The following is a 12,712-nucleotide window of genomic DNA, read 5'->3' as shown; positions in this document are numbered from 1 at the left end:
TATTACGCACTAGGTTCTATATGCAAATTAAAGAAGTCTTTGGTTTAGCGCATGGCAGCTCGAACGCCACTTACAAGACACCTGAGGCGTCAGCCCCCAGCAGCGATGTTAGTTTTTTCAGCTCCGCGCTTGAGTCTGCCGCGCAACCAATGGGTGCAGCAGATAGACAGCCCAACTCGAACATCTTGTCGCAGGCCTCAGGCGTGCTGACGGACAGCACGCGGCGTATGTCGAAAAGCCTATTGGCGTTCAGCAAAAAAGATAACGAAAAAGAGATGAGTCAGTACCCCAGCCACCTGTCCAACACGTTGTTGCTGACACACGTTCTAGTGAAGGGTGTTGGCAAAACATCCCAATGCATCGAAAAAATCAGCAACCTGCAGTAGACCGACATGATCGCGCGCCTGCCTGTCGCATTTCTGTTGTCGTTGCTGGTCCTGCTGAGCGGTTGCAGTGACCGCGTCGAACTTCATCGCCAGCTATCTGAACAAGAAGCCAATGAGGTCATCGCGGAGCTGGCCGACAAGCATATTCGAGCCCAAAAAATCCCGGCCAAAGACGGTGTTGTCGTGGCGGTGAATGCAAACGACATCGGTCGTGCCGTGCGCACCCTGGAAGCCGCCGGGCTGCCCAAAGTCGCGCGTACCACCCTGGGGGACACGTTTCGCAAGGAAGGCGTCATCTCAACGCCCCTGGAAGAGCGGGCACGCTACATCTACGCCTTGTCCCAGGAACTGGAGGCCACCTTATCCAACATCGACGGGGTCATCATCGCCCGGGTACACGTCGTGCTGCCCGAGCGCATTGCGCCGGGAGAACCTGTACAACCGGCATCCGCGTCGGTGTTCATCAAGCACGACCCACGGCTTGACCCCGACAATATCCGCGCCCGGGTGCGCAGAATGGTCGCCAGCAGCCTCCCGGGCATGACCACGGCCGTGGATAACTCACAAAAACTCACGGTGACATTCGTACCCGCGACGGCTTATCAGGAACAACAACGCCTGGCCTATTTCGGGCCTTTTCTGATACCCGCCGACGACCTCGGGTTTTGGCGAGCCACGGTTGTCTTCTCGCTGGTCGCCCTGGTGTTGCTCGTGGTTGCCTTGCTGTTCATGCGCAATCGCCAACAGCAACGCCCGCAAGGGATACCAGCACCTGACGGCTCGACGGCGCGCCCATGACAGCCAGCGCGGATCAGCCGACACATGAGCACCTGGCCTGGGCTCAATGGTGGGCATTTCCCTGGGGTGCCTCCCACGAAGACTGGAGGACCGTCGACAAGCACGCCGCGATCAATGCACTTTTTCACAGCCGGCGGCTGGTGGCAGGCACGCCAGGGGGGATTGTCCCCTGCCTGCCTCCAGCACCGCACCCCACGGTGCTGCGGCTGGTGCTCGCCTCGGCGGCGCAGCTCAACCTGATGCTCGTATTGATTCATGGCACCTTCAACTCGGCTGCGGCGGCAACCTTGAGCGACGATCATCACCAGTGGTGCGTGCGTCTTTCCAAGGCTTTGCCCCCTGACATGCTTTTACCCGATGACGATCCGTTGCAGTTGCTGCGCAGTTGGGTAAAACCCGCTACCTGGCAACGTCTTCGGTTGCGCTTTCCGTGTGCGCGAGTGCTCGAAATGGAAACAAGAACCTTCTCCTTCGACAACGGACACAGCCGGCTGAACACCCTTTGGCAAGCCGTTGTGTGGCGCATTACCGCGATGACAAACGAGGCCCCGCCTCCTGACTTTAACGGGCAAGGAAACTAGCCATGCTGCGTCGACAAAAGCTGGCGTTGCACGGAGACGCTCCCGGGCTGCCACACACCTTGATCCCCCGGGAAACCCTTGCGGACTTTGCGCAGGCCAACCAGTTGCTGAGTCGCGCCAACGCCAAGGCAGATGAGCGGTTAAGCCTGGCACAGACGCAGTGTGACGTGCTGCTGGAACAGGCGGCAGGTGAGTTCTGGCAACGCGCCGATGCCCAGCTCAAACGCTGGGAGCGCGACCGCCAGCAGATGTGCGACAGCCTCGAACAGTACGCCACCTCGGTCGTCACCCAGGCAATTCGCAGCCTGCTCGACGAGACGATAGAGCCCAGGCGCCTGGCTGCCCTGATCAAGCAACTGCTGGCCAGCCAGGTCGCGCATGTCCACGCGACACTGCTCTGCCACCCACATGAACTCGATGACGTAAGGCAGTGCCTCGCAAGCCACGGGGTCACGCTCTGGAAGCTCCAGCCGCAAGACACCGTCAAACCACAAACCCTGGTACTGAAAACCGACGAGGGAGACTTTCGTATCGACTGGCGCTCCATGTTCGAGGTTTTTTTGAACAATCCGAGTCAATAAACCAGCCGCATCCAGCCTTAAACATCACCGAAAAAACACGTTATAGACGCTACCGTTTTGCCCCCAACACCACACAAGAAAACCCACAGCAGGAGAATCCTCATGGACTTCAATAACGGTTTTAAACAGCAACTTCTCAGAGAAACCCAGAGCGACAGGCTCAATTACAACGCCGCGGCGAAAGAGGCCGCAAGCACGCCGGAAGACACGAACTTGTTTTACCAACTGATGTTCAAGAGGCACCACTCCGATGTCGCCGTCAATGAACATAGCCGTGTTAACCACATGCTGTTGAAAACCGCCATTGATGGTGTGCAGTAAGTTGAGAGAGGCCTTGACGCGCTGGTTGAGCAGCCACAAGGAGCAGCTCAACCTGTTCGAGGATGATGATGAAATCGTCCTGAGACGCCAGGCCGGCGTGATGCTGCTCAGTGTCCAGTTGACCGGGCATCGGCCGGATAACACGCGGCTGGGAAACTGGACACGCCCGGGACGCGCCAGCCTGAGTCACTTCAAAGGTGCGCTCGCCCAGGCGCCGGCCAACGGCGCACTGTGGCTGCTCCAACGGGTGCCGGCAAACCACGGTCTCGAGCCGCTGCTTGCCGACCTCGAATCCCTGCTCAACCAACGCGACACCTGGCGCGCCATCGTCGCGCGCGTCACGACTCCGATCCGCAGCCCCCTACCGACCTCCCTTCGCGTGCTGCCGTCCTAACTCAGAGAATTCTCCATGTATAACAACAACCACGAGCCCAACCGCTTGCGTGCCGACTCGCTTGCCAGCCATACAAAACGAGTCCATTGGCGCTGCCTGATCGTACTGCCCTGGCTGCTGGCGCCGCTGGAAAGCACCTTGGCGGCCGTCCCCAGTGAATGGAAGAACACCGCCTATGCGTATGAGGCCGAGCACAAGCCGCTGCGGGACGTGCTGGAAGACTTCGCCCAGACGTTTGGGACGCAACTGCAAGTCGACGGCCCGCTGGAAGGCAACGTCAATGGCAAGATACGCGCCAATACCCCGCAGTCGCTGCTCGACAGGCTGGGTGTAGAGCATCGCTTCCAGTGGTACCTGTACAACAACACCCTGTACATCAGTACCCTGGACCAACAAGAGTCTGCGCGCCTGGAGGTTTCGTCCGAAACCATCGCTGACCTGAAGCGCGCATTGACCGATATCGGCCTGCTGGACAGTCGTTTCGGCTGGGGTGAACTGCCTGATGACGGCGTCGTGCTGGTCTCCGGGCCCAAGCGCTATATCGAACAGATCAAGCAATTCAGCAGCCAGCGCAAGTCTCCCGAGGAAAAGCAGAGCGTCCTCAGCTACCCGCTGAAGTTCGCCAACGCGGCGGATCGCCAGATTGATTATCGTGGCGAAAAGCTCACCATCCCAGGCGTTGCCAGCATGTTGCGGGGCCTGTTGGAGCCTCGCCCGGCCCCGGCGCTTTCGGGGCTGGGCCCACGCCCCGCCTCCCCATCCCAACCCTCGCCCATAACCCCGGCCATTCCCCGCCTGGGCAACCCGATGCTGGGGCAAATGCTCGGCCAGGCAACGAACCCGGGGCAGTTGGACGCCGCCACGACGCTCTCCCCGCGGGCACCGGTGTCTACCAGCAAAATCCGCGTCGAAGCCGATGTGCGCAACAATGCCATCCTGATTTACGACCTGCCGGAACGCCAGGTGATGTACCGCGAGCTGATCAGCCAGCTCGACGTGGCCCGCAAGCTGGTGGAAATCGATGCGATCATCCTCGACATCGAGCGCACTCAACTGCGGGAATTCGGGGTCAACTGGGGTTTCCAGAACAGCCGCTTCCGTGGCGGCGTGAATATGGCGCCCGGCACCTCATCGCAGCTGTCGATCGAAAACCGCGACCGTTTCTATGCCGACGTGCGCGCACTGGAGCAACGTGGCCTGGCGACCATGGTGTCCAACCCCTCGGTCCTGACCCTGGAAAACCAACCGGCGGTCATTGACTTCAACCGCACCCAGTACCTCACTGCCGGCACAGAAGTGGCGACTGTCCTGCCGATTACCGTGGGCACCAGCTTCCAGGTAGTACCCAGGGTAATCACCACCCGCGGCAACCACCAGATCCACCTGGTAGTGGATATCGAGGACGGCAATTTCGACGAGTCCAACCCCGAGCGCATCGGCCCCGATGTACGCCGGGGCAAGGTCAGCACCCAGGCCGTGATGGCAGAGAAACGCTCACTGGTGGTCGGTGGGTTCCATGTCACCGAAAGCACCGACAAGCAGAACAAGGTGCCGTTGCTGGGGGACATCCCGCTGCTGGGCAAGGCCCTGTTTTCCTCTACCGAGCGCCAGAACAACCGGCGCGAACGCTTGTTTATCCTGACACCCCGGGTGATCGGCGATCAGGCCGACCCTTCGCGTTACCTGCCCCAGGCAGACCAGGCCGAACTGCAGGCCGCACTCAAACCACTGGCCAGGCGTTATGCCGAGCATCAACCGGTGATCAAGCGCAGCGACATCACCAGCACCCTGGCTCACCTCGTCACCGGGCAAGTGCCCACAGCCTTCAAGGCGGCGCCGATGCCCCTGGGCCTGAACACCTTGTGCGGCACCCGAGACCTGCTGGCACTGAACACCGAGCGCAGCCAGTGGTATGCCGGCCCGCAGTTCAACGTGGCCGTGGTGGTGGTGCGCAACCAGTTCAACCGCAACGTACGCATCGATGAAAAAGAATGCAGTAACGCCCAGACCCTGGCGGTCAGCGTCTGGCCACAGGCCTGGCTCAAGCCGGGCGAGGAGGCCGAAGTGTTCATTGCCATGCGCCCTGTGATCAAGGATGAGCACATTGGCGTCACCCGCCCCTCCCTGCTCACCCCTGCCCGGAATAACGCCCAATGAACCCTCGACTGTCCTGCGTCACCCTGATCGGCCTGGCCCTGCTAATCGGCGCCTGCACACCCACGTGCAAGGGCGACTCCTGCTCACGCCCTCAATCGAGCGCCGATAAGCTGGTGGTCTGGTGGCCGCCGCAGATGCGCGCCGAACCTGGCCCGGCCGGAGAGCGGGCGGATTACCAGACGGTTTCACTGGAGCGATGAACGCCATGGGATCGCCGGACGATGATGCCCATCGCCAGGTATTCCTGGACAACCTGCTGGGCGGCCATGCCGCCCAGTTGTCGCTTGGCCCGGGCGTTGGCCTGTGTCCCTTGAACGCCGGCACCCAACTCGGGCTGGCCTTGCAGATCCAGCCAGAGGCGTTGCAGGCCGGGCAACTGGAGCGGGTGCTGGAGCGGCGTTTCGAGCAAGCGCTGGCATTCGATGGCTGCTATGTCTACGTTGATGCCAAGGGTGCCGTGGTGGTCTGGCATGCGCTGCCAGCGCAGCCGGCAGCAGGCAATGCACTGGATAACATCATCAGCACGCTGCTTTCACTGGCCAACCTCCAGGCGCTGGATGTACACCGCTACCGCTAACGCTGCGCGAGCTCGGGGAATGCCAGGGTTTCGCGCTTGGCCTCTTCGTCGAGTTCACGCAAGGTGCGGTAGAGGAATGCCACCGCCTGCAACGTCTCCCGTGGAATGCTCGCCCCAGGTTTTTTCTCATACAGCGTACGTGCCAGCCAGACACACTGGACCACCGGCACATCGGCGGCCTTGGCCCGGTCAATCAGGTTGCGCGCCTCGGCGTCCGTGCCCTTGTCCACCAGCAGCGGCAGCGGCGTTTTACCCGGGCGGTAGTACAGCGCGACGGCATAGTGCGTCGGGTTGACCACCAGCATGTCGGACTCCTCCAGCTTGGGCAGCTTGACCTTCGGTTCCTCCTGGGCCAATTGCTGGGCCAACGCGCGGCGTTGCCCCTTGACTTGAGGGTCGCCCTCCATGTCCTTGTACTCCTTGACCACCTCCACCTGCGTCATCCGCATGCTCTTGGCAAAGAAGTGCTTTTGCAACGCCATGTCGATCAGCGCCAGCACCAGCAGCAAGCCCAGGCAAGCGTGCAGCAGGTAACGGAACAAGATGATCAACGCGAGGATATAACTCTGCAGGTCACTGCTGGCCAGGTTGATCAAGGCGCCCAGTGACGGGCCGATCACCACGTACAAGATCAACCCAAGCATCAGCGCCTTGGCCAGGCCCATCAACAGGTTCATCACCGACTTGGCAGAAAACATCTGCTTGGCCTGACTCAGAGGGTTGAGACGACTGAAATTCAGCTTCAGGCTTTCCGGTGCAAACAGGAAGCCGAACTGTATCCAGCCGCTGATCAACTTCACGGCAATCGCCAACCCGGCCATCAGCAGGGCAAAGGAGAAAAACACGATCAGGCCTTGCGTCAACACCTCCTCCAGCGCCCGCACAAAGGGCTGCCCGAAGCGGGACATGGGCATCACCAGTAATTCCTGGAAGCGCTGCATGCTGGTTTCAGCGGTGAACAAGGCGATTTCGCTGAGCACCGTCAGCACCAGTAATTTGCCGATGTCCTGGCTTTGGGCGACCTGGCCTTTCTTGCGCTGATCCCTGAGTTTCTTGGGCGTGGCCGCGTGTTTTTTCTCACCCGAGTCACTCATGCCCCGCGCCCCTGAACATCAAGCCGAGGGCGTGCTTGAGGTCGCCCAACTGCGCCATGCGTTCGACGATCAAGTCCTGCAACAACGCAAAGTACAGCAACAGGATCCCCAGCCCTACCAGGCTCTTGACCGGCGTTGCCAGGGTTGAGACTTGCAGTTGCGGGCTGTAAAGGCCCAGCAGCGCAAAGCCAAACTCCAAAAACAACAGCACCGCAATAAAAGGCGCGGCGTACAGCATCATGTGGGTAAACGTATCGCCCAAAAGCCCAAGGAACACACTCAAACCGTTGGCTGCCGGCAGCGGAAACCAGGCGGTGGCCGGCCAGACCAGGTAGCTGTCCCAAATCACCTGGGTCAGCACGCTCAGGCCCAGGACCGCGATCAACAGGTAGATCACCAACTGCTTGAACAAGTGCCCGATGGGGGTCGCGTCCGGGCCGAGGGAAGGGTTGAGTTGGCCACCCGCCAGGGCGCCGCGCTGGTTGTCCAGCAGCGCCCCGGACGCCCAGCAAAAACCCCAGGGCGGCTTCCTTGAGTACCAGGCCGCTGATCATCAGCGCGGAGTAATCCTGGCCGGCCAGCACGGCATGGATGCCGGGCGCAGGAATCAACGCCATGACCATTACGATCACGTGCCGGGGCATACCGCGCAGGTGCTGGAAACAGAACGCCGGCACCAGAAAGGCACACGGGTAAATACGCGCCATGGCCACCAGCAGGCTCGGCAAAAATTCGAGATAAAGCAGCAAGCGTGTTCCCTCAGTTCAAGGCCGAGCGGGCAATCATGTCGAACATCAGGTTGATCAGTTGGATCAACTCCACGCCGATCCAGCGGCCCGTCAGAATCAGCGTGATCCCCACCGCAACCAGCTTGATGCCAAAGGGCAGCGTCTGGTCCTGTATCTGCATCAGGGCCTGCACCAGCGACGTCAACACGCCGACGACCACCGCCACGATCAGCGGCGGTGCCGACAGCACAACCACCAGCAACATGCCCTGTTTGAACAGCACAATCGGTTCCATAGGTCACTCAGAGGTAGGAAAGAAACAGGCTGTCGAGCAACCGCGACCACCCGGAGACCATGACGAACAACAACAATTTGAGGGGCAGCGAAATGGTCATGGGCGAGACCATCTGCATGCCAAGGGCGAGTAGCAGGTTGGAAACAATCAGGTCGATGACAATGAACGGGATGTAAATCAGGAAGCCAATCTCGAACCCCGCCTGCAGTTGCGACAGGACAAAGGCCGGCACTAACAGGATCCAGTCGTCGCGCTGAGTGCTCTGGGCCATTTCCGGCGGCCACATGCGCGCACTGTTTTCCAGCAGGTGGGTCAAGACGTCCGCATCCGTATTGCGCAGCATGAACGCACGCAACGGCTGTATGGCCTCCTGCCCGGATTCCAGGAGCCTCTGCACGCTGCTCGTGTCTACGGGCGAGGCCTGGACGTTGTGGGCGATCTCGTAGCCTACCGGGGCCATGATGAAGAGCGTCGCAGCCAGCGCTATTCCATTGATGGCCATGCTCGGTGGCACCTGCTGCACGCCGATGGCATTGCGGGTAATCATCAACACGATGACGATCTTGAGAAACGCCGTGCAGATGATCAACAACATCGGCATCAGCGACAGGGCGCCGAGAAACAGGGCCAGGACAAGGGGGTCAATCCCCTGGAACGTCATCTGGCGAAAATCACACGGGACAACTGCAGCCCCAGGCGCCCGTCGACTTCCACCAACTGCCCCTGGCCGATGGGCCGGTCGCCGTAATACAGCCCTGCCATGCCGGGGGCGTAGCCGCCAATCCCCAGCACCGCACCGGGGGCGAGGTTACGCAGTTCGCCGAGCGTCAGGTTCAGCGTGCCGCAGCGCACATTCAGGGCCATGCTCAACTCATCAAAGGGTTCATGGCCGAAGACATCCGCCACGGGTTGATCATCCTCATGCCCTGGGTATTGTTGTGTTGCAAAATCCTCGTCCACGGGCGTTTCCTCAATCGAAATTAGCGTCAGGCACAACGGCCCGGTTTCATCATCAATGCGCCCTTGCAGCCGGTGCCTGCCGATGTGCAGGTGGCCGATGCCCTGTGCATCGAACAAGGGTTGCTCGAGCATCACCACATCACCGGCACGCAGGTGGCGTACCTGAATATTGGGTAACCGCAGGCGCCCCAGCTTCACTGCCAGCGCCAGTTGGAACGACGCCGGCAGCGGCCCGGCTGTCGGCTGCCAGGGCCCGGCGTCGCACAGCGCCAGCCAGGTCTGGGGAGTTGCCCACAAAAAACCCACGACTCTGGATGCGCCCAGCGTCACCGTAAACTGGCAGCCAAACGGCAATTCCCCGCTGGAAGGCAGCAACCGAAAGTAACCGAACAGTGCCCGCACCTCGGGGCTCAGGTGCTGCTGGAACAAGTCCCAGAACCAGGAATCCGGATCGTTGCCTGCCTCTGCCAGTGTTACCGGGCATTCACCCAACAGGCTGAACAGCGGCCCGGGTTCAGCGAACGCCAGCACCCCACATGCACTCTCGAAATACATAGGTGTAACGCCCACCGGTGCACGGCCTGGCGCCATCAACAATTCACCGTGCAACCCCGAAACCTGAAACGCCAGGCGCGCGCCGCGACCCAGCCGGCGCCGCGCTGCCGCCAGCGTTGAGTTGACCTTCGGCAAAGTTAACGCCGGCATGATCATGCCCGGTCCACATCGACCAGGTGCACGTGGACCGGCGTTGCCAGTGCCTCGGCCAAGCCCCCCTCAAGGCGTTGCCGTACACCGGGCAACCACCGCGCCGTGTGCACCTCCTGCGCCTCCAGTTCAACGTTCCAGGCCCCCTGTTCCCGGCGCACGCTCGCGGTGATGCGCCCCAGGCGCGGCAGGTACAGCATCGCTTGCAGCGGCCATTGCGTGGCCAGCTGTATACGAGGCGCCAGTTGCTCGGCCATGGCCTCGATCATCTGGGTTTCGGTCACCGCAGCCATTGCCGTGCGGGAGGAACCGTAGCCGCCTCCTTCGCGGTCGCGGCTGAACAGTTGGGTAAACAACAGCGCCTGCTCCAAGGGCACGAACGTCCCCGTGCCAGGTTCGCGCTCGTCCCGGGGCTCGCGCAGGCGCGGGCGCTCAGGCGTATTCGCTGGAACTTGCGTCATGGTTTTCTTCCTGCAGTAAAAGGGACAATTCCTGGAGTTTTTCAACCTCGCGCAGCGCTTGGGTCACCCGTCTCTGTGCGCTGTCGATGTGGGTCAACTGCTCATCACGCTGGCCGTGCAGTGACTTCAACTGCCCTTCTTCACGGCGGGTGTCAGCAGACAACGTGCGCTCCTCGGTATTCCAGGACGTGAGGTCCCGAAACGAGATCACCTGCCCCTGGTGCTTGCCCAACAGCTCGGCGATTTTGCGCGCCTCGTCCTGCCGGGTTTGTTCAAGGGCATCCCCGGCCTGCTGGATTTGCACGAGCAGCGCCTGCTGCTGCCGCCTGGCCGCATGCAACGCGCGCTCGGCCCGGTCGGCACGGTGCTTGCGCAAGCGTCGCAACGTATCGATTTCAGAAAGGGACATCGGTGGTCAACTCCATCAGTTGGTCCAGGGTCATCGCCATCGACGCCGGCTCACGCAGGTCCTGGCGCAGGAAACCATCGACCGCCTGGCGCGTGCCCACCGCCAGGTCGGTCAGTGCATCGCTGCCGGGTTGGTATTCACCCAGCTTGAGCATCAATTCGATCTGCTGGTACGCCGACAACAGCCGCCGCAAGGCTGTGCCGGCCTTGATATGTTCGGGGGACGCAACGTTGCTCAAGATCCGCGAAAGGCTGCCCAGCACATCCACCGCCGGGTAGTGGCCGCGCTCCGCCAGCTTGCGTGACAACACGATGTGGCCGTCGAGCAGGGAGCGCACTTCGTCCGCCACCGGATCGTTCATCGAATCCTGCTCGATCAGCACGGTGTAGATGGCAGTGATCACCCCGTCACGGGTCAACCCCGCCCGCTCCACCAGGCGCGGCATCAGGCTGTACACCGAGGGAGGCAAGCCGCCGCGGCCCAGTGGCTCGCCAGCGGCCAGGCCGATTTCACGCTGGGCACGGGCGAACCGGGTCAAGGAGTCGATCAGCAGCAACACCCGCTTGCCCTTGCGACGGAACCCTTCGGCCAACGCCGTTGCGGTAAAGGCAGCCCGGGCGCGCTCCATGCTTGAGCGATCGGACGTTGCACACACCAACACTGCCTTGGCGCGCAATTGATCATCCAGTTCGTGATCCAGAAACTCCCGCAGCTCACGGCCACGCTCACCAATCAGCCCGAACACGATCACATCACACTCAACGTTGCGGGCGATCTCGGCCAACAGGGTGGTCTTGCCACAGCCGGCACCGGCGAACAGGCCGACGCGCTGCCCCTCTCCCAGCGTGATCAACCCATCGATGGAGCGCACGCCGGTAGACAACGCCCGACTGATCCTGGGACGTTCGGTGGGCAGCGGCGCCTCGCACAACACCGTACTCGCCTGCGGTGTGTCGGCCTCCACGAAAGCGCTGGGCCCTTCGCCCGCAATCGGCCGGCCAAAACCATCGAGCACCTGGCCGAGCAAGTCATCGCCGACCCGCACCCGGTGCGGCACCCCCAGGCGTTGCACACTGGCGCCCACGCACACGCCTTCAAGGTTACCCAGGGCACTGAGCACCGCATCCTGCTGATCAAAACCGATGATCTCGGCCAGCATATATTCGCCGGCGGACTTTTCGACCTGGCACAAATCGCCGATGCGCGCCTGTGGTAGACGGCACTGCAACAGCATGCCGTTCACCCGCTGGATACGGCCGCGTACGGCCACCGGCGCAAAGCTTTCGAGTGTGCTTGACTGGCGCTGTTGCCAGGCCTCCAGCCGGGCGTGCAGATCCGGGGTCACCAGCGCACCTCATAGCGCTGCTGCCCGTCGAATACCACCTTGCTGTTATCAATCAGCACCAGCCGCAAGCCGTCTACTTCATCCCCTACAAACAGCCGGTTGCCCTGCTCCAGCACCACGTGACCGTTAGGCCCGCCGACGATCTGCAGAATCTTGAAAGGGAACGTTGCATCGCGAGTCCTGACGCGGCTCATCACCGGCACCGCCGTATCAAACTGCTCGCCAAAGCGGCGGAGCATGCGCGACACCAATTCCAGGTCATCCTGGGGCACATCGCCGTCGAGCAGCACCTGGTCGTTGACCAACTGGATGCTGATGCGGTTGATCAACTCGCGCTCGTTGAGCATCTTCAACAACTGCTGGCGCACCTCGAACGGTGAGCCGAGTGGGTGTTTCGGTGTGGCCGCAGGCATCAGCGATGCCTGGGCCTCGCGTTCACCTGTAGAGGCCATGCCCAAGGCCATGATGATGACCGCGACCACGGCCACCAGGCTTATCAAGCGCTTTTGTTGCACGCCGGAAATTGAAGACAGCTTCAGCGAAGCGCTTGCCTCCTCGGGGGGCATGGGCGCCTGATGCACAGGCGCCTGCGGCCAGGGTTGGTCGGCGCGGGTGACGCAGAGCCGGACGTTGCCAATTGAAAATATTGCGTTCAGTTCCAGGTCGGCAATCTGTGCCAGAATCAGGCCGTCGGCATCCTGCATCACGCCTTCCTCGGCCTGCACCGACCAGCGCTGCTCGACACACTGCAAGCGCACATGGCGCTCGGCAATGCCCGGGTCGTAAAGCGCGAGGTCAGCATCAGGGTGTGCACCAATGCTCCACTGCTCGCCGAACAATGGCAGCGCCGCCCCCCGGTGCAAGCCATCGAGCACGCGTAGCTCAAACATCGTCAGGCCCTCATTGCCGTGCGAAGTAAC

Annotated in this window: 17 protein-coding genes and 1 pseudogene; 9 read left to right on the top strand and 9 right to left on the bottom strand. The window is 61.6% G+C overall.

From position 1 onward, the window contains the following. Window positions 1–20: 20 nt before the first annotated feature. The 9 genes from RGV33_RS04430 (at window position 21) to RGV33_RS04390 (ending at window position 5,795) form a co-directional block, all read left to right on the top strand. Entirely contained in the window at window positions 21–386 is a 366-nt protein-coding gene (locus RGV33_RS04430; protein WP_322143240.1) for a hypothetical protein, read from the top strand. 6 nt (window positions 387–392) lie between these two features. Beyond that, window positions 393–1,184 carry a type III secretion system inner membrane ring lipoprotein SctJ gene (sctJ, locus tag RGV33_RS04425; protein WP_322143239.1) on the top strand — a complete coding sequence of 264 codons (792 nt, stop codon included), beginning with the start codon at window positions 393–395 and terminating at the stop codon, window positions 1,182–1,184. Beyond that, complete coding sequence (locus tag RGV33_RS04420) at window positions 1,181–1,765, top strand: type III secretion protein (RefSeq protein WP_322143238.1); 585 nt, start codon at window positions 1,181–1,183, stop codon at window positions 1,763–1,765. The genes sctJ and RGV33_RS04420 overlap by 4 nt, the downstream gene beginning before the upstream one ends. 2 nt (window positions 1,766–1,767) lie before the next feature. Beyond that, window positions 1,768–2,346, top strand: coding sequence for a type III secretion system stator protein SctL (sctL, locus tag RGV33_RS04415; RefSeq protein ID WP_322143237.1), 579 nt, complete (start codon window positions 1,768–1,770; stop codon window positions 2,344–2,346). A 102-nt stretch (window positions 2,347–2,448) separates the two neighbouring features. Further along, window positions 2,449–2,667, top strand: coding sequence for a hypothetical protein (locus RGV33_RS04410; RefSeq protein WP_322143236.1), 219 nt, complete (start codon window positions 2,449–2,451; stop codon window positions 2,665–2,667). A 13-nt stretch (window positions 2,668–2,680) separates the two neighbouring features. Continuing rightward, window positions 2,681–3,061: a type III secretion protein gene (locus RGV33_RS04405; protein WP_322143235.1), complete on the top strand. Its 381-nt coding sequence runs from the start codon at window positions 2,681–2,683 to the stop codon at window positions 3,059–3,061. A gap of 15 nt (window positions 3,062–3,076) precedes the next feature. Then, window positions 3,077–5,218, top strand: a complete 2,142-nt coding sequence (sctC, locus tag RGV33_RS04400) for a type III secretion system outer membrane ring subunit SctC (protein WP_322143234.1) — start codon at window positions 3,077–3,079, stop codon at window positions 5,216–5,218. After that, window positions 5,215–5,418, top strand: coding sequence for an HrpT family type III secretion system protein (hrpT, locus tag RGV33_RS04395; protein ID WP_322143233.1), 204 nt, complete (start codon window positions 5,215–5,217; stop codon window positions 5,416–5,418). Before sctC ends, hrpT begins: the two co-directional genes overlap by 4 nt. Further along, window positions 5,415–5,795, top strand: coding sequence for a transcriptional regulator (locus RGV33_RS04390; RefSeq protein WP_416152057.1), 381 nt, complete (start codon window positions 5,415–5,417; stop codon window positions 5,793–5,795). Before hrpT ends, RGV33_RS04390 begins: the two co-directional genes overlap by 4 nt. On the opposite strand, the gene sctU is transcribed toward RGV33_RS04390, so the two are convergent. The 9 genes and pseudogenes from sctU to RGV33_RS04345 form a co-directional block, all read right to left on the bottom strand. Next, window positions 5,792–6,889, bottom strand: a complete 1,098-nt coding sequence (sctU, locus tag RGV33_RS04385) for a type III secretion system export apparatus subunit SctU (RefSeq protein WP_322143231.1) — start codon at window positions 6,887–6,889, stop codon at window positions 5,792–5,794. The genes RGV33_RS04390 and sctU overlap by 4 nt on opposite strands. After that, a pseudogene (gene sctT / locus RGV33_RS04380) lies at window positions 6,882–7,638 on the bottom strand (type III secretion system export apparatus subunit SctT). The gene sctU and the pseudogene sctT overlap by 8 nt, the downstream one beginning before the upstream one ends. A gap of 10 nt (window positions 7,639–7,648) precedes the next feature. After that, window positions 7,649–7,912: a type III secretion system export apparatus subunit SctS gene (gene sctS, locus RGV33_RS04375; protein WP_003208363.1), complete on the bottom strand. Its 264-nt coding sequence runs from the start codon at window positions 7,910–7,912 to the stop codon at window positions 7,649–7,651. A 7-nt stretch (window positions 7,913–7,919) separates the two neighbouring features. Further along, window positions 7,920–8,573, bottom strand: coding sequence for a type III secretion system export apparatus subunit SctR (gene sctR / locus RGV33_RS04370; RefSeq protein WP_322143230.1), 654 nt, complete (start codon window positions 8,571–8,573; stop codon window positions 7,920–7,922). Then, window positions 8,570–9,583, bottom strand: coding sequence for a FliM/FliN family flagellar motor switch protein (locus RGV33_RS04365; protein WP_322143229.1), 1,014 nt, complete (start codon window positions 9,581–9,583; stop codon window positions 8,570–8,572). The genes sctR and RGV33_RS04365 overlap by 4 nt, the downstream gene beginning before the upstream one ends. Beyond that, a complete protein-coding gene (locus tag RGV33_RS04360; protein WP_322143228.1) occupies window positions 9,580–10,038 on the bottom strand; it encodes a type III secretion system HrpP C-terminal domain-containing protein in 459 nt (152 codons plus the stop codon). Before RGV33_RS04360 ends, RGV33_RS04365 begins: the two co-directional genes overlap by 4 nt. After that, window positions 10,010–10,447, bottom strand: a complete 438-nt coding sequence (gene sctO / locus RGV33_RS04355) for a type III secretion system stalk subunit SctO (RefSeq protein WP_322143227.1) — start codon at window positions 10,445–10,447, stop codon at window positions 10,010–10,012. Before sctO ends, RGV33_RS04360 begins: the two co-directional genes overlap by 29 nt. Then, window positions 10,434–11,792, bottom strand: a complete 1,359-nt coding sequence (locus tag RGV33_RS04350; protein ID WP_322143226.1) for a FliI/YscN family ATPase — start codon at window positions 11,790–11,792, stop codon at window positions 10,434–10,436. The genes sctO and RGV33_RS04350 overlap by 14 nt, the downstream gene beginning before the upstream one ends. Then, window positions 11,789–12,682, bottom strand: a complete 894-nt coding sequence (locus tag RGV33_RS04345; RefSeq protein ID WP_322143225.1) for an FHA domain-containing protein — start codon at window positions 12,680–12,682, stop codon at window positions 11,789–11,791. The genes RGV33_RS04350 and RGV33_RS04345 overlap by 4 nt, the downstream gene beginning before the upstream one ends. Between the last annotated feature and the right edge of the window lie 30 nt (window positions 12,683–12,712).

It is taken from the genome of Pseudomonas sp. Bout1, from assembly GCF_034314165.1.
Lineage (GTDB): Bacteria > Pseudomonadota > Gammaproteobacteria > Pseudomonadales > Pseudomonadaceae > Aquipseudomonas.
The sequence above is the reverse complement of the archived record's forward strand: the minus strand, read 5'-3'. Positions and strand labels throughout refer to the sequence as shown.